This window comes from Guptibacillus spartinae (assembly GCF_028610625.1).
In the GTDB taxonomy this organism is placed as follows: Bacteria; Bacillota; Bacilli; order Bacillales; family Guptibacillaceae; genus Guptibacillus; species Guptibacillus spartinae.
The window spans coordinates 82076-99118 of sequence record NZ_JAQQWU010000009.1 but is presented as its reverse complement, the minus strand read 5'-3'; the positions used below and the strand labels follow the sequence as shown (position 1 = coordinate 99118).

Sequence of the window (17043 nt, the reverse complement as noted above, 5' to 3'; positions counted from 1 at the left end):
TTTTCTACCCTTTATTATGGCTATCGTAAGGTTAGGTTGCAAGTATCAGCAGAGGTGTTTCCGCTCTATTTTAAGAGAAGGCATCTTACTATACCAACTTCAGGTAAAGCGTTAGGATAGAACAAGGTGGCATATACTAACAAAGAGAATAGAAGGAGATGCAGGACGATTGATAAACTTAAGTATTCTTGATCAAGCTCCCATTCCCTCAGGAAGCGATTCATATACAACTCTTGAAAAGACACGAAACCTTGCTATTTTAGCAGAAGAACTAGGATATAAGCGCTACTGGTTCGCAGAACACCACAGTACCAAAGGGCTAGCTAGTACAGCTCCAGAGATTATGATGGCGCATATTGCAGCCTCAACAAATCGCATAAAAGTAGGTTCTGGAGGGGTGTTACTCCCCCAATACAGCCCTTTTAAAGTAGCCGAAAATTTCCGTCAGTTAGAAGCTCTTCACCCCGGTCGTATTGATCTTGGTGTAGGACGTTCTCCAGGTGGCACTGCAAAAACGAGACTGGCTTTAACAGACGGTATCAATAAAAGCTTAAATGAGTTTCCTCGTCAGTTAAAAGAGCTTTCACACTATTTAACTGATACCATGCCTAGGGGACACGAGTATGCTGGTATTAAAGCTGCACCACAAACGAACAACCCGCCTTCCCTCTGGCTTCTTGGTATGGGAGAAAACAGTGCTAAAAAAGCAGCTGAGTTAGGAATTGGCTATGTTTTTGGACACTTTATAAAGCCCGATCGCGGAGAAAACACCTTAAAAACATACTACGAAATGTTTAAACCAACCTATTATAGTTCATTCCCCTCCGCCATCATTGCGCTTTTTGTTGTGTGTGGAGAAACAGACGAACATGCTGAAGAGCTTGCTCAAAGTCAGGATCTATGGCTTTTACGTGTTGAGAAGGGGCTCGATAGTCGCATCCCCTCTCCTGAAGAAGTAGAGAAATATCGATATACAGCGACTGAAAAAGAAAGGATCGAGACGAATCGAAAACGAATGATTATTGGTTCTCCTTCTACAGTTAAAAAGAAAATGGATGACTTGGCCGAGCGTTATCAGACAGAAGAATTTATGGTATTGACTAACTTACACGACCCTAAAGAACGAAAGGATTCATATGAACGCCTTGCCCACCTTTATTTATAAAGGAATGGATAAGAAAAACTCCCCTATTCATAAACGAATCAGGGGAGTTTATCATTATTCAGTTAATTCAGCTCTGTGGCGTCTTCGATAGAATTCATAGAAATTCTTAACAATCACTTTAATAACTGAATAAAGGGGGATCGCAATTAGCATTCCAATGAAGCCATATAAAGCTGCTGCTACAATGAGTAATAAAATAATGGTTAAAGGATGAATGTTTAACCTTTTGCCAAGTACGACAGGAGCTACCAGGTTTCCTTCTAACTGTTGAACAACGATCATGGCAATAATGACATACAAAGCTAAAATTGGTTCTTGGGTTAAAGCGACCACTAGGGCAGGAATCACACCAATGATTGGCCCAAAGAAAGGCACGACTGCTGTTACCATAACAAATAGGGCTAGCATCAGTGCATAAGGCAGACCAATAATTAAGTAAGCAACATATATTAAAACACCGTCAACCACAGCTACAATGATTTGCCCAGTAATATAAGCCGATAGCGTTTTATCAATGTTATGAAGCACTTTTTCCCCTTCCCCATGATGCTTATTCGGAATTAACTTCAACAAAAAAGGCTTTAATTTATGATCATCCTTAAGGAAATAGAACAGAACAAAAGGCACGATTACAAGAACCGTTGTGGCACTGGTTAGTGCACTCACTACCTGCATAAGGTGATCACCAAGATTTTGGGTGAGATTGCCTAAATACCCCGTTGCTTTTTGCCGAAGATTTTCAAGAGAAAGCATCTCAACATCATTCTTCTCCATCATTTTCTCTGCTTCTTTTGCTGATTCTTTCAATTTCTCAGGTAACTCCTGTGAAAACTCAGATACCTGACTTTGAATAGGAGCTGCCAGGAAAGTAAAGCCTGCGTATAGGATACCTGCAATCGCTAAAAACACGATGAGTATGGCAGCAAGATCCGGTATAAAAGGGATTTTTTTTATTAGTTTCACTACCGGTTTAATGGCATAATACAAAAATCCAGCAATCAGTACAGGATAAAAAAGCGTACCAATAATGGTTTTTACTGGTTTCACTAAATCTAACTCTGTTAAAAAGAAAAAACAAATTAATAATAAAATAATGCCTGTTACGTACTTAAAAAAATCGTGTTTAATCCACATTGGCCGTCTCCTTTGTTTATTTCATATCACTCTCATTCTTATACCACTCATTTAACTTTTCCTAACTTCGATTTTTGAAAAAAGTTTTTAATTCCAAGTAAACAAGGATCGAGCCGTTACCTTTTTGTATAACTCTCCTCCCTAGTACTAGTTTAATCAAACGCTCCTTCAATCTCCCTTTTTATTCGTTTCGTTATTCTACTTGGTGTATCATCATTTCTTAATCAAACGTTTAATTAACTTAATTTATTTTAAACAAACGTTTGATTAATTAAAAAAAGACGCCATTTTGACGTCTTTCAGTTTATTCATTCGTTGCTTCCTCAACCAATTTATTAAGTTCTGATAATCGATTTCCTTTGAAGCGTTCTCCATCCACAAGTAAGGTAGATGCTTCAGGCACATTGTTTTTACTTGCATAAGCCATGTCCGCTTCTACTGATTTTTTACCAGCCCCACTTTTATACGCTTCTACGACCTTATCCGTTTCTTCTTCACTAACCAGGCCGCTAAGGGTATTAGTTAGAAAACCCAGCGTTAATTTGTTTTTCCCATCATGCTGCTCGTCATAAACAACATGATGAAACTGCCAGAAGACGTCATTTCCAAGTTCAAGGTATACCACTTCAGCAAACTCAGCCGCTTTCATTGAATCCTTCTCTAGAAATGGATGATGGACAAAATAAAATTTCACTTTACCTGTTGCAATCAATTTTTCTTGAATCAAAGGAAAAAAAGAGCGATTAAATGATTGGCAGGAAGGGCATTTATAATCACCGAAAGCAACCAATTCTACTGGTGCCGTTTCTTCTCCAAGAACGGGCTGGGACTCTAATTGAAAACCTTTCGTATCCGTAAAGGGCTTAAATCGAAGGCTAATCACCAAAAGAACAAGCACAATTGCTAATATAAAGAAAAACCATTTTGCACCACGTTTTAACCTAGGCTTAGCCACTCAATCACTTCCTTTTTAATCCTTCCGCCTGAAACAACCAGCCTTTTTTCACAAGGTAGGTAGAAAGGCTATACGGACCGCCACCGCTTAAAAACAAAGACAGCGACATTGCTAGAAAAGCGATATCTAATTCATATCCGCCAAGCATCCCTGTTGATCTTTTCACTGTAATAAGAGCACCAATTAGGATTATAGAAAATAGCACGCTAATCAGGCGCGTTCCTATCCCTAGAACAATGAGCAATCCTCCTGCTAATTCAATAACCGCCACAACGTAAGCAAGAAATCCAGATATCCCAATTGTTTCAAAGAAAGCTACTGTATTTGCAATTCCTTCTGAAAACTTTAAATAACCATGCGCAAAAAAGAGCATACCTACGACCAATCGAATTGTTAACAATCCGAGATGGGGATAGGTTTTCATCATTGATCCTCCCCCAGATACTAACATTATTTGACACCGTTCGACAGAGCCATCTGTTTAAACGGTATCATAGGGTCTGGATAGATTGCAAAAGGATTACGACCTATTTTTCACTGTTTTTGATGTCTCGTAAGCGTTGAATGACGGATGATTTGATTAATTACTTCTGAGAATACTAATCCAACAGCAATGGACCCAGAAATCATAAAGGCTTTTGCTGCAAGATTAATGGCGCTGTTGTAGTCATTTTGAACAAAATTACGCATCGCGTCATACGCGAGTCCTCCAGGAACAAGCGGAATAATACCCGCCACACTGAAAATAATAACAGGCGTTCGGTACATTTTCGCAAAAACCTGACTAATCACAGCAATAAAGAAGGAAGCTGTCACTGTTGCGATGACGACATCAATTCCTGACGCTTCCATCACATAATAAATCATCCAACCGCACATTCCGACAAACCCACCTTTAATAAGGGAGGATTTTGGGGCATTAAATAACAAGCCGAAAGCTGCGCTTGCCACAAAGCTCGTTAAAATCTGAGCAATAAATGTCATTTCCCTACTTCCTTTCTACAAAAATGATACTACAAGCGCAATACCTGCACCGATCGCAAACGCCGTCAGAAAAGCCTCTGCTCCTTTTGATAAACCGGAAATAAGATGGCCAGCCATCAAATCTCGTACAGCATTTGTAATTAACAAGCCCGGAACAAGTGGCATAACCGATCCAATTATAATTTTATCGAGTTGTTCACCAAATCCTAATGTAACAAATAAGACTGCAAAAAGACCGATAATGAATGAAGCAAGAAACTCAGAAAAAAACTTAATCGGAACAAGTCGATTAAATAACGTGACGCTAAAAAATCCGCCTCCGCCTGCAATGACGGCAGGCACAAAATCATTCCACTGCCCTTCAAACATAATTAAGAAACAACCACTAGCGACTGCTGCAGCTATCAATTGTTTTGGAAAAGTATATCTCTCTGTCATCTTGTCGAGACGATCAAGCTCATTGTAAGCGTCTTGTATAGATAGGTCTCCACTACTAATTCGTCTTGAAATGCTATTAACTTTTGTCACCTTATCGAGATCGGTTGTTCGATCTGAGATCCGGATCAACTGCGTTTTGGAAGGCTCAGGACCTTCAATTGAAAAAATAATCCCTGTTGGTGTTACGTAACTATTCGATTGAGCTGCTCCATAAGCGTCCGCTATTCGCGTCATCGTATCTTCTACCCGATACGTCTCCCCACCGTTTTGGAGCATAACCTTTCCTGCTAATAGACACACTTGAATAATGTCATACGCATAACTCGTTTGATTTTCCATACCTCGCTCCTGACAAGCTAAAAATAATCGTATTGATGACACTTAGTTTATATGAATCTGCTAGTGATTATCAAATATTAACAAGACCGATGCCTATCTCTTCCTTTCGATCATTACGTCGTGCGAGAAGAGAAGAAAAAAATAGCGCGGACTTGAGCCCGCGCTATTGCTGAGAAATTCTTTGCATCTGTGAGTATATAGACATGTACGTATTAGATTCTTCTACTTTTCCCATTTCACGATATACCTTCGTTAACCATTGGACTGGAGTGGGATCTGTTGGATGAAGCTCCATCTCCCAATCGAAACAGGTAATCGCCTCATCATATTGCTTCATTTTGTGGTAAAGCTTTCCTAGTTGGAATTGCTTATCTGGATCGTCCTGAATCTCTACCATCGTTTGCACAGTGGATAAAATGGATAGTTCCTGATTTTTCTCCATAAAAGGCTTCACCCATGTATAAACGTAGCTTAAACCAAATTCATGGATCATTCTTGGGATCAGCGCATGGAGCAAACCGTCCAAGTAAGAGCGATTGTCTTTATGTTCGAGCAAGCTTTGGAGTGATGTGAATTCAATAGAAGAAATCGGGATACTTTCATCCTGAAACGTTTGGAGTAAAAGCTCATATTCACTTTGCGTGATCAATCCCTGTCTTTGTGATAGTAAGTGAATGGCTTCGCTTGTTTTATTTAGATACATAAGCGCTTCAAAGGCGTTTTTTCTGAGTAGTAAATGGTGAGGTGCTTCAGAATATAGAATCCAAAGCAAACGGGCTCTTTCAGATTCTGAGAGCGATACATGAAGAAGTTTTTGTGGATCAACCTCCTCAACAGGAGAGTGGAGATAGAGATGGAGTCGTAGTGCGGATAGTTCAATTAAACGTTTTTCTTTACGATAGAGCGATTCAAGATAAGTTTGATTCGACTTCAAATCATCGAAAGCATGGATTTCAGCAAATAGGGGATCTGCCTCTACAAGCTCACGGTGATTTCCTTCATATATGCTACGAATGGTTTGATATTCTAACTTGCGTGCCAGTTCGAGCGCCCATTTATTTGATGGTTCATAATGCAGCATGGTCGCTAAGATTTGAAACGCTAGGCGCAATTGTCCGTTTCGTCGATAATCATAGAAGTGCTTTCGCATTAACTTAATAATCGTTTCTTTAGAAAGGAATGAGTCAAAATAAGAGAAAATAAAAGATGTTTCTTGAGGAGTGTAACGGTTTTGGACAGATTGAAAGACCTGCTTTGTGGATTTAAGAAGAAATGTTCGATCAGATAAAAAATGGTCAATAAGTGGATGTGAAGCTGGAAGAACGATACCTTTCTGAAATGCTTTCTCAATGAGAGAACCACTCTTTACTTCGGCCGTTTTGCCTGTAATAAAATCGTTTTTATAGAAAAAAAGATAAAATTTACTTCCGTTCGCCTTCTCTGCTTCTAGAATTTTCATTCTGTGATGAATCGCAAGGCGTTCAACACGTAATTGGACTTGTCGTTGATTCGAGATGACTGTAACACTTTGAGGTTGCTCGATCATTGAAATCCCTCCCGGGCAGAGCTGAATTTGATACCTTCTACCTAACATTCTACCACTCTGTTCCACAGGAATAAAGCAAACAATCCATCCTTGCCTATAGGGGTTTAGTTTTCCAAGAGAGGCGTGGCATCCATATTGTTATGTGTTTCCTTCTATTGCTTTCTTATCCAGTCTGATACCAGCTGCATTATTTCAGGATCGATCGGTTGCTTCACTTGATTTTTATAATCATTCATAATACTCGAGAATCGATCAGGGACCACTGTTTTGCGCAATAAATGGGTGACGTCAGGGAGAATATGACTTTCACACTTCCCTTGAACAAGGGTACAAACAACTTCTGCTTGTTCGCTTTTTACCTGAACGTCTTTCATACCCGTTATTGCAAGAACAGGACACTCTACTTTTGTTAAATATTCACGAACGTCAAAATGTTCGTGCTCTCTATTCCATTTTGCATTTATTTTCTGTCCATTATGACGAATGACAGGGGCATCGGTACCCTTGATTTTTCTCGTCAATTTTTCATTCATTTTATCAAGCTTTTGATCAGCCTTGATTAAGCGAAGCAACCACTCTTGAAAACCGCCCATCGTTTGCATATCTCTTTTCATTTGTTCCCGCTGCCATTCTGTCGTTTCACCAAGCGGCTCTGCAGATGGAGATAAAAGAATCATTCCCTGTGCTGGCACACGATCATAGATAACCGGTGCAACTAAGCAACCTTCACTATGCCCCAGAAGAAAAATTCGATTTTCATCAATACTTCTATGAGATTTAACAAAGTTAACGACAGCTACAGCATCCTCAATAAAATCAAAAAATCCCGCTCTATAATAATCTCCTTTACTCTCGCCAACTCCCCGCTTATCATAGCGGATTGTTGCAAAGCCCTCTTCAAGTGCGAGTGCGGTCATTTCCTTAAACGTATTGATCTTAAGTTTTTTTGCATTTTCATCACGATCCACAGGACCGCTGCCATGAATCATAATAATGGCAGGATACTTCTCCTTACTTCCAGAAGGTAAAGAGAGAGTTGCACTAATTTCATTTTCACTTTTAATGGTCACATCACATTCTGTCATCATAGTAACTCCTTCTCATACAAGATCAGTAGCCTTAATCAGTTTTTCTTTTATTATATCTTACTCTTTGCACCCTACTGCTATATTTTATGATGTCAGAAAATCTAACACTATTAACCACTATTTACTCTTAAAACATGTATAATGGATTTTTGTGCAACAGATTCTAACGTAATGTTGTTATTGTCAGAAAATACCGTATTTTTTCCATTTTTTTAAAAAAGATTCCTTGCTCGCGTTAGATTCTGAACAAATAAGGGAAGTGTGATACTATCTATCATTCCTCTTTCCTAAATTTTTTATAGAAGGGACTTACATATGGATATTGTAAAAACAATTGTTGATGCCGGGAACGAACTGATCTGGTCGAATGTCTTAATTGTTATTCTTATTGGAGTCGGGCTGTATTTTACAATTCGCTCGCGCTTTGTACAATTTCGCCTGTTTGGTGAAATGTTCCATGTGCTAGCTGAAAAAGACACGATGAAAGGAAGAAAAAACTCAGTTTCGAGTTTACAAGCTTTCTTCATTAGTACGGCATCTCGTGTAGGAACAGGTAATCTTGCTGGTGTTGCTTCCGCTGTTAGTATTGGTGGTCCGGGTGCTGTTTTCTGGATGTGGGTCATTGCTCTGCTCGGTTCCGCAAGTGGGTTTGTTGAAAGTACGCTTGCCCAAATCTACAAAGTCCGTGATGGCGACGATTTTAGAGGTGGACCTGCTTACTATATGCAGCGCGCGCTTAACGCTAGATGGTTAGGAATCATTTTCGCTGTTTTAATTACATTCAGCTTTGGACTTGTATTTAACTCTGTTCAATCAAATACAATTGCACTTGCCTTTGAAAATTCATTTGATGTAAATCGTTGGGTTTTGGGTGCAATCTTGACGGTGGCAACTGCCATCATTATTTTCGGTGGCGTTCGTCGAATTGCCGTCGTTTCTCAGATCATTGTTCCAATAATGGCTGGAATTTACGTCATTGTTGCAGCTTTTGTCTTAATTGTAAACTTTACTGAAATCCCTGCTATGATTGCTCTTATTTTCCAACACGCTTTTGGTTTTAAAGAAGTAACTGGAGGAGGAGTTGGAGCTGCAATGTTACTAGGTATCAAACGCGGTCTCTTCTCTAACGAAGCCGGTATGGGTAGTGCTCCAAACGCAGCAGCTACTGCGGACGTGTCTCACCCGGTAAAACAAGGTCTTATTCAGGCGCTTGGTGTGTTTGTTGATACGCTACTAATTGCAACAGCTACAGCCTTTATGATTTTAATGTCAGACGGTTATGTTGACTCAAAGCTAGATGGTGTCCAACTGACACAAGAAGCAATGAACCAGCATTTAGGTAGTGGGGCAGGAATTTTCGTTGCCGTTGCTGTTCTTCTCTTCGCCTTTAGTTCCATTATTGGTAACTATTATTATGGTGAGACAAATATCGAATTTATTAAATCTAGTAAAACCGCCCTTCTAATTTACCGACTCGCCGTACTTGCTATGGTCATGTTTGGTGCTAAAGCTGGATTTGGTATCGTATGGGGCATGGCTGATCTCTCCATGGGACTCATGGCGCTTCTGAACTTAATTGTTATCTCCATTATAGGTAAAGTGGCCTTTGTTGCTCTTAAAGATTATCGAGATCAGCGTAAAGCTGGGAAAGATCCTCAGTTCTATGCAGATACGATTAAAGGATTAAAATCAGATATATGGACAAATAAGCCAGTGAAAGACAAATCCAACTAAATGACTATTTTTCACCCCATGAAGGAAAAGCCTGTTTGGTAACTCCTTACATGGGGTATTTTCTTTTATAGAAACACGAAAGGAGCGGTTTATCTTATGAGTAACAATAAAGGGTTAAGTGACAAAGTAAAAGGTGCTGTTTCCAAAACAAAAGGTGAAGTCAAAGATCAGGTTGGGAACGCAAAGAATGATCATCGCCTTCAAGAAGAAGGTAAGCGCGATAAGTCAAAAGGCGAATACCAGGATCGTAAAGGCAATTTAAAGAATTAAAAAAAGGAAAGGAGAGCGAAAATGCTCTCCTTTCCTTTTTCTTTAGGAGCGACCAGAATTATTCCCGATCTTCTTCATATTATCTTGAAGTTCTAAAATACGCTTCGTACCTTCATCACGCAGACGTTTATTCTCGTCCTCTATCGCACGCGTTTCTTCCATTCCTTTTACAATCGTGTTCCAAGATTCCTCAATCGTTTCAATCTTCACACTCGGTCTACCTGACAATTTCGCAATCTCTACACTTTGATTTGAGATATTCTGCGCATTGTTTTTCAACATTTCATTTGTACGGCGATCCAACTCATTCATAGAATCAGCAACAAGCTTTTGACGCTTCGCTGTTACAGCTTGAATGACACCATTTTTAAAAACAGGAATGGTAATAATGAAGGCTGAATTGATTTTCCCGATCAACTTTGTATTTCCTCGTTGCAGAAGACGAATTTGTGGAGCCGTTTGAATAGCCACCATTCTTGCCATCTCAAGATCATATATGCGTTCCTCAAGCGTTTGAATCGCATTATTCAACGTATCCAGTTCCATTTGCGCCATTTGATCACCCGCGCTAACTTTCTGCTGAATAGCAGGAACTTTGTCTTGAAGTTCCTCAAGTTTAATTTGACCTGCAACAACGTATTTCTCTAGTTCGACATAATAGTTTAGATTATGCTGATACATTTCATCTAGTGTACCTGTTGAACGTGACATTTCATCTTTATATTTCGAAATTTCTACGTGCACTTTTTCAATTTCTCCACCAAGCGTTTGATATTTACCGAAAATCTTTTCGACCATATCGTTTCCCTTTTTAAAGAACTTAGAAAGAAATCCATTTTTTGGTTCTTCAAAATCTTTTTTATCAAACCTGTCCATAATTTTTCCAAGCTGCTTCAGCATTTCGCCAGAATCAGTAACGCTCGTCGTACGCATCATCGATAAAATTTTATCGGAGAACTTTGAAATCTCAACGGCAGGTTCTTTCCCAAATTCAAGTAAAGCCATTTGGTCTTTTACATCAATCTCACCTGCAAGCTTCTGTACTTCTTGCTCTTCGCGAAGCTTCAGTCGCACGTCTTCTGCCTTTGCTTCTGTGATCTCTTCATTTTTATCAAGCGTTGTTAGACCTGTATCATTCGTCATCGACGATCACTCCCCTAATTATAATTTAATTGATTTAAATAGCTTACGAAAAACGGAAGGTTCCTTAAAATCCTGTCGATAGGCCATCTCTTCTAACCAGTGAATATCAAACTGATTAGAGTCAATATAGCGCTCAATGCACTGATGTCCCGGGGGGTTATATAAAATAATATCAATCCCAAATTCATTTAACAGATGCAAAACAACTGCATCGGATCGAGAAAGTGTCCCATTCATTTCCGTATTATATAAAACAACTTTTGGTACTTCCTGTGAGTAATCAAACGTTTGCATTAAATGAACAAACTCTTCAGGAATTTTAGTTGTTTGTGAGAAAAGGTAAAGTTTTATCTCTTCTTCTGACTCATTGCCTTCAGGAAGTAGCTTAGGGTTACTACACATTCTCGAAATCGCCTGTCCAATTGCCTTCTGTGTTTCATTTGGCAAGTGCTTATATTGCCACCAGTTCCCTTGCATCATGATTTCAGGATCCAAAACACCTTCTTGATTCAATGCATGTTGGTAGTGAAACTTCTGGTTGGCTCTCGTTTCCTGAGTAAAAGGAAATTGACGTATCATAACAGTCGATTTCATTTCGCTGATATCTTGAAGTCTATTCCAATATTCCTTCTTATTCTCGGAAACTCCCATAATTTTAGCAAATAGCGAAGGAATATGAACAGTTCCGTTTTCTACTTTGAAGTTTGGCCGAATGAATGCTTTTTCCTTTGCAATGATGAACAGTTCATCGTAGGTGGTTTTTAATGTCACAGACTTTGGAGCGTAACTTCTTAATTGCCATGGTTTAAACAATTGGGAGCCCTCATGATGAAGGACCGTATCCATTTCTTTCGTTGCTCGATAGGCGACTGTAGAACGTCTTTCCGGTTTTTCAATCGGAAAAGGTTCAAGCTTAGCGGTTGCGGGAAGTTTACGCTTCTCCATTAATTTCCCGTCAGGATCCAGCTCTTGAAATGAGTCAATGCCTTCTGGATGAAAATAAAGCACATCACAACCTAGTTCTACTAAATAAAGTAAGAAATATTGCTGACTAGTTGTCGCTTCTCCGTACCACACAACTCCCGGCATTTTTATTTCAAACTCTGTTTCTGCTAACCATGGATCGAGGTGATTCCATGTCCATTTCATTAAATCAACAAGAACTCGACGGAATTCCGGATGACTAAAACCGCCTTGATGCTGTTTTTCAAAAAGTTCTAGAATCGCTATTAATGACTTTCGCACATGACGATGTAACGCTGGATTCTGGTGAGAAGGAATAAGCTTTGCCCCTTCCAAAAATGCGACAAATCGATTCGCAGAAAGGCCGTTTTCTTTTTGGTTAATTGAATGGATCGATTGAATCGCTTGAAGTCGCTCAGGGCTTATCACTTTATTTAATTCTTCACTTAACACATGGATCTCATTAGACTTGTAAAGTTCGTGCAATTGAAGAAAATAGTCATTCTCATCATAGTAGCTTCCCAAGAATCTTCCCACTATTTGCGTAATCCTTAACTCTCTTCCATTTTCATAAGAGTCCCGCTCTGGGAACGACTGAAATAGTCGTTCTTTTAAATTCTCATCATCAAGCGATGCTTTTTTGATCACAATTTGATCATAGTGACTCATGATGTTCTCCCCGCTTTCTCATTCCTTTCCGGAGGATGGCCTCTTAGGATCAAACCTCCTTACATTCTTACACTTTCGGATATAGCGTCAGCGTCGTTCGTTCCACGTAATCGGAGTCTTTCACTCAATATAACATTTTCTATCTTTCAGAATAACATACTATTTCTTCCATGCTTAACTGTTTTGTTCTGCAAGGTGATTGCTTAACGACAAATCTTCCGTAATTGATAAGAGGATCTCGTCTGAAGCAGCCATCCCATGTGCTACTGTTTTATGTAAATCTGGATAGCTTTCAAGAACTTCACCATGTGACGGAACAAATCCACAGTCTCCATGCTTAATAAGTTCATAATCTAATAGGGAGTCTCCTGCTGTATACACGTAAGAAAGCCCAAGCTCATTCTTCAAATATTCTACCGCTTTCCATTTGTTTACTGGATTTGGTACAAAGTACAGCTTTCTTCCCTGAAGGCTTGGCTGCCAACCTTGTTCACGCGCCCATTTAAACAATGAAGAAAGTTCATCTCGGGACACTTGGTCACGTCGAATAATAAGATATACAAAGAGATGATCGGCCTGGCGAATTCGCTCTACCCAGCTCCCTGTCATTAGCTCCTCTAGTTGACGGATAAATACAGGAAGAGATAAACACGATTCAAGTGATGCTTTTAATTGGTCTGACCAACCCTTTACTTCTTTCCCATTCTTTAAAATATGCCCCCCATTGCTTGTCACAGCATACTCTGGTTGAATGGCAGTTTGAAAAAGCGTAATTCGCTGGTATTGTTCAATCGTTCTCGTTGTAACAGGAATAAAATAGATGTCATTATTCAGTTGTTGTAATGCTTCACGTGAATAATTTGATATATAAGAAATGTCTTTTCCCTCAAGCGTTTCAATCAAATGAACATCTGTTGCAGTACTAGGATCAATCATTCGATGAGAATAAATTAAAGTCCGATCTAAGTCGCTTGCAAATGCCTTCATCATGCTTTCTCCATCGGCTTAATGAGCCCACAGCATGAATAAGACATTTGAGAATACTCTTCTATTGGAACCCCTCGATCCCTTGCCAAAATCAAGATATGTTCAAGATTCATTTCGGCGTTAGGATGAACGAGGATCTTCCACGGTACCCGTCGCAGCAAAACTCTCGTTGTTTCCCCCACACCAGGTTTAATGAAGTGACTATTTGTAATACCAAACTCGCGCTGAATATTTTCAACTGATTCTAGCCCTTTCCATTGAGGCTTTCTTTTCTGCTTAGCAATCGCTTCTAATCCGCTTTTCACTTCGTTTGCTATGATAGGATATTGACTGCAAATCGTATCGACATACAAATTAGATACATCTTCTGAGGCAAGATCAGCGTAGTATTTCGCTCCATGAAAATCCCCATTATGGATCCAGCGCTCATTTAATACAGTGCGACTGACAAGTCCTGAAACAGTTGAATTTAAACAAGCGCTTGGGATAAGAAAATCTTCCCTAGTACCAAATAGAGAAGAGCAGTCGCCAGGATCAGCCAAAACGGCTAACTCACTTGATAGATTCGCTCCTGTCATTTTATTAAATTCAGAAACTGACTTCGTTAATTCGTTTGTAATCGCTCCTTTACCCGTCCAACCATCAATAAATGAAATTGAGTAGCCAGGATGCTCATTTAAAATATATCGAAGGGCTTCCTCATCAATCCCTCTATCGCGAATGATCGAAATGCTGTAATGGGCAAAATTTTGGTCGTACTTATAAGCAAGGTAGCGTTTGATCAGAACTCCGATTGGCGTTCCTGCCCGAGCTAAAGAAACCAGTACGGTTTGAAAGCCTCGTTCCGCTACAATTTGCTCGGCCACCACGCCTACGGCGACGGCGACTTTCTGTTTTGTTTTCTCAAGTGAAGCGTAAAACAGCTTCATATATTCTTCAGTAGGCTTATATTCAATTGGTAGCATCTCTGAATAGTGAGTGCCTTGTTGAATCGCTTGCTCTCTCTCATCCGTGCTTTTTTCCATTGTTATGTTTGATAAATCTTTTAAAAGAAAAGTGACATCTTGCTCGGGATAGCTTCCCATTCTAGTAATCTGTGCAGTCAATTCATTCATTCCTTTCTTCACGAACACGTAACAATATGAACCGTTTTAATTTCTCGTTCACTTAACAACGTAGCGATTTCCATTACACTCTCATCTGACACATGTTTTTCAAAGAAAACAAATACCTCATCATATTGGCCTCTTGGGATGTTATAGACATAGTGTTGAATGGCATGATCTTCAGGATTTTGAAAAGTGAAGCCTTCTGTAATGGCATAATCCTGAAGCTTAACCGGCTGGATAGGGCTTCTCGTAGTAGAATGATAGGAGATATCTCCATCCAAGTAAGATGCAATCTTCATTGGAATGTACATAAATTCGCCTGTGCCAAGACATAGCGTTTTTCCGCCAAGTTGTTCTTTGTGTAATAGCTCCGAAGCCTGCTGGCATGATTCTTCTATCACCGCTTTATCCGCTTCGTTAATGCCAAACCTCCCACTATAAGAAAGGTAACCGTTCTCGGGTAAGGAATGAAACGCAGATGAAAGGTTAATTCGATGAATGAACGTTTCTACCGTTGAATCGGAAGCTGAATGAAAGTCATTGATCGGTCGTTCAAGCGGTTTCCCTTCAAACGCAATCGTCCCCTTAAGAAGTGATTCGACACGAATCGTGATGCCAAGCTCTTCCTCCAAAGCCTGGTAGTGTTCCAAATGTTCTTCCGATCGCCAATCTAATAAAGAAAGAACAGCATATTGCTCGCGAGGGTATTTAGCGTGAAGCTCGCGAATCATGTTAAGACATGTTTTGCCCGTCGTAATTTCATCATCTACCAAGAGGATAGGATTAGATTTCTCAAGAATTGAGCGATTAGCATAACAGCGCTGGTCTACTGCATGTGAGTGTTCTTCTTTAAAATTGAACTCTGGTACAAGATCACCTACATTTTCACGGGTAGTGTGGATATAATAGCCTTGTGGGAAGCAATCAAACACTCCATGACCAAGTGCAGTCGCCGTTTCAGCAAATCCAATGACAATCGGAGCTTCTTGAAGAGCAAGGGAATTCCTTTGCAACAACTCGTATGCCTTTTGAATGTCTTCGTTTCGATCACTTAAAAACCCATCTCGAATTTCTGAAAGACCATTAACCGAGTGCCCTGTGACTCGTTCATAATATGTAGACGCAAGAAGACCTGAAGCAAGCAGTGGTGTATACGGATTGACCGGGAGATGCTTGCCAAGTATTTTACTAACAAATAAAAAGCCTCGTTTTTTATTAATGCGTGCTGCCATGTTGAAAAAATCATTAATTGGTATATTTAACGCATTTTGAGTTATCTCAAGATTAACGTTCATATCCGACAGGATCGGAAGATGGTACTGTTTCGGTAAGCATTTTGAAGAAATTATACTTGTCATGATACACCCCATAGATCGTTGATTTGGCCATCACCTTTACTGCCCACTTATGATGTGGCTTAATCTCATTCATTTTGTTTTGAGAGTTACTTTTTAGAACACCGATATCTCCACTTGCATTCTCTAGAATACTAACAGCATCGAGGTATTCTTCTTTAGACACAACATGTACGCTTTGAACAACATTTACGTGTGAAGGATGAATAACCGTCTTTCCGATTAAACCATTCGTTAGATCAAGCAAGGTTTCATTTAATAGTCCGGCATTATAATCGGAGATGTTCTGATCTCCTCGCTCTCTTAATTCCTGTCGACTATTGAAATATTCCCAAACTGGACCAGAAATGACAAAGCTTCTCCCATAAAAGTTAACCACATCTGCTATAAAATCTCTCATAACAGAAATATCATAAATCGTTGATTGTGCACTGCGACGAATCCCGTAAAGTCCACAAAGATCTGTCGCCCCGATCCGTACATTTAGGATAGAAGATTCGTATTCTTTGAACAATAATGAAAGAGAGTGGAACTCAGTGTAGCGTGTTTCCTTATAAAAAAGTTCTGGAGACTCGAGTATTGGCATGCCGTATAGCCGTGTTCCCGCTGCCCTTTCCACATCTCGTAAAGTATGTAAGTACTCTCTACCATTACTTGTTGTGAACTTAGGAAACACAAATCCTGTTAAGAAATGAATAGACGTTCCTAATTTTCTTGCTACTTCTTTTAATTGATTGGCCGAGCGGACCCGAATAAATAAGAGTGGTAAGCTATCCCAATTTAGTCGTTCTTGTAGCATCGCGTCTTCAATAGCTGATAGATGGTCTACAGTTTGGTCAATTGCCTCCTCTACGCAGTTGTCACCGATCGCATCCTCAAGATCAAGAACGATCGTGACTACTTCTTTATACTTTTGTAAAATCACCATAGTGGCAATGTCTTTTCGAATGGCAGGCATATACAAGGCAGCCCCTACCGCATAGGCGAGCTGTTCACGAGCTACATGTTTGTGGATTGGAGCTGGCTTCTTAAAGAAAATATGCTCTTTTTGTATCGGTGATAGGTATTGAAAGTATTCCAGCTTCTTCACCCCCTATGATCATTCATACTAAAATTTTGATTTCATTGTATAAAAAAGAAGGAGAGCACCCGCGTCTCCTCCTC

The 17043-nt window shown here is 39.7% G+C and carries 16 protein-coding genes; 3 read left to right on the top strand and 13 right to left on the bottom strand.

Going from position 1 to position 17043, the window contains the following annotated elements:
- The first annotated feature begins 169 nt into the window (after nt 1–169).
- Nucleotides 170–1165 (top strand): LLM class flavin-dependent oxidoreductase, encoded by a 996-nt coding sequence (locus PQ511_RS15645; RefSeq protein WP_273852834.1) that lies wholly within the window; start codon nt 170–172, stop codon nt 1163–1165.
- 54 nt (nt 1166–1219) lie between these two features.
- On the opposite strand, the gene PQ511_RS15640 is transcribed toward PQ511_RS15645, so the two are convergent.
- From PQ511_RS15640 to PQ511_RS15610, 7 genes are all read right to left on the bottom strand, one after another.
- Nucleotides 1220–2299, bottom strand: a complete 1080-nt coding sequence (locus tag PQ511_RS15640; RefSeq protein ID WP_273852833.1) for an AI-2E family transporter — start codon at nt 2297–2299, stop codon at nt 1220–1222.
- A 304-nt stretch (nt 2300–2603) separates the two neighbouring features.
- Entirely contained in the window at nt 2604–3254 is a 651-nt protein-coding gene (locus PQ511_RS15635) for a DsbA family protein (protein WP_273852832.1), read from the bottom strand.
- 4 nt (nt 3255–3258) lie between these two features.
- Entirely contained in the window at nt 3259–3678 is a 420-nt protein-coding gene (locus PQ511_RS15630) for a DoxX family protein (protein ID WP_273852831.1), read from the bottom strand.
- A 110-nt stretch (nt 3679–3788) separates the two neighbouring features.
- On the bottom strand, nt 3789–4238 hold the full coding sequence (locus tag PQ511_RS15625; RefSeq protein ID WP_273852830.1) for a threonine/serine exporter family protein: 450 nt from the start codon (nt 4236–4238) through the stop codon (nt 3789–3791).
- Nucleotides 4239–4253: 15 nt separating this feature from the next.
- On the bottom strand, nt 4254–5015 hold the full coding sequence (locus PQ511_RS15620) for a threonine/serine exporter family protein (protein ID WP_273852829.1): 762 nt from the start codon (nt 5013–5015) through the stop codon (nt 4254–4256).
- A 163-nt stretch (nt 5016–5178) separates the two neighbouring features.
- Nucleotides 5179–6561: a tetratricopeptide repeat protein gene (locus PQ511_RS15615; protein WP_273852828.1), complete on the bottom strand. Its 1383-nt coding sequence runs from the start codon at nt 6559–6561 to the stop codon at nt 5179–5181.
- A gap of 152 nt (nt 6562–6713) precedes the next feature.
- Nucleotides 6714–7646 carry an alpha/beta hydrolase family protein gene (locus tag PQ511_RS15610; protein ID WP_273852827.1) on the bottom strand — a complete coding sequence of 311 codons (933 nt, stop codon included), beginning with the start codon at nt 7644–7646 and terminating at the stop codon, nt 6714–6716.
- Nucleotides 7647–7964: 318 nt separating this feature from the next.
- On the opposite strand from PQ511_RS15610, the gene PQ511_RS15605 reads away from it, so the two are divergent.
- The gene (locus tag PQ511_RS15605; protein ID WP_273852826.1) at nt 7965–9383 is read left to right on the top strand and encodes an alanine/glycine:cation symporter family protein; all 1419 of its coding nucleotides are present in this window, start codon (nt 7965–7967) and stop codon (nt 9381–9383) included.
- A gap of 96 nt (nt 9384–9479) precedes the next feature.
- Nucleotides 9480–9653: a CsbD family protein gene (locus PQ511_RS15600; protein ID WP_098446211.1), complete on the top strand. Its 174-nt coding sequence runs from the start codon at nt 9480–9482 to the stop codon at nt 9651–9653.
- A gap of 42 nt (nt 9654–9695) precedes the next feature.
- Here PQ511_RS15600 and PQ511_RS15595 read toward each other — a convergent pair whose 3' ends face one another.
- From PQ511_RS15595 to PQ511_RS15570, 6 genes are all read right to left on the bottom strand, one after another.
- Nucleotides 9696–10796: a toxic anion resistance protein gene (locus tag PQ511_RS15595; RefSeq protein ID WP_273852825.1), complete on the bottom strand. Its 1101-nt coding sequence runs from the start codon at nt 10794–10796 to the stop codon at nt 9696–9698.
- An 18-nt stretch (nt 10797–10814) separates the two neighbouring features.
- The gene (locus PQ511_RS15590; protein ID WP_273852824.1) at nt 10815–12428 is read right to left on the bottom strand and encodes a YceG family protein; all 1614 of its coding nucleotides are present in this window, start codon (nt 12426–12428) and stop codon (nt 10815–10817) included.
- A 174-nt stretch (nt 12429–12602) separates the two neighbouring features.
- A complete protein-coding gene (locus tag PQ511_RS15585) occupies nt 12603–13415 on the bottom strand; it encodes an HAD family hydrolase (protein ID WP_273852823.1) in 813 nt (270 codons plus the stop codon).
- Nucleotides 13415–14500 carry a cysteine protease StiP family protein gene (locus PQ511_RS15580; protein ID WP_420541723.1) on the bottom strand — a complete coding sequence of 362 codons (1086 nt, stop codon included), beginning with the start codon at nt 14498–14500 and terminating at the stop codon, nt 13415–13417. Before PQ511_RS15580 ends, PQ511_RS15585 begins: the two co-directional genes overlap by 1 nt.
- A 38-nt stretch (nt 14501–14538) precedes the next feature.
- Nucleotides 14539–15882 carry a phosphoribosyltransferase family protein gene (locus PQ511_RS15575; RefSeq protein ID WP_337957777.1) on the bottom strand — a complete coding sequence of 448 codons (1344 nt, stop codon included), beginning with the start codon at nt 15880–15882 and terminating at the stop codon, nt 14539–14541.
- Nucleotides 15809–16969: an HpcH/HpaI aldolase/citrate lyase family protein gene (locus tag PQ511_RS15570; protein ID WP_273852821.1), complete on the bottom strand. Its 1161-nt coding sequence runs from the start codon at nt 16967–16969 to the stop codon at nt 15809–15811. Before PQ511_RS15570 ends, PQ511_RS15575 begins: the two co-directional genes overlap by 74 nt.
- Nucleotides 16970–17043: the final 74 nt, after the last annotated feature.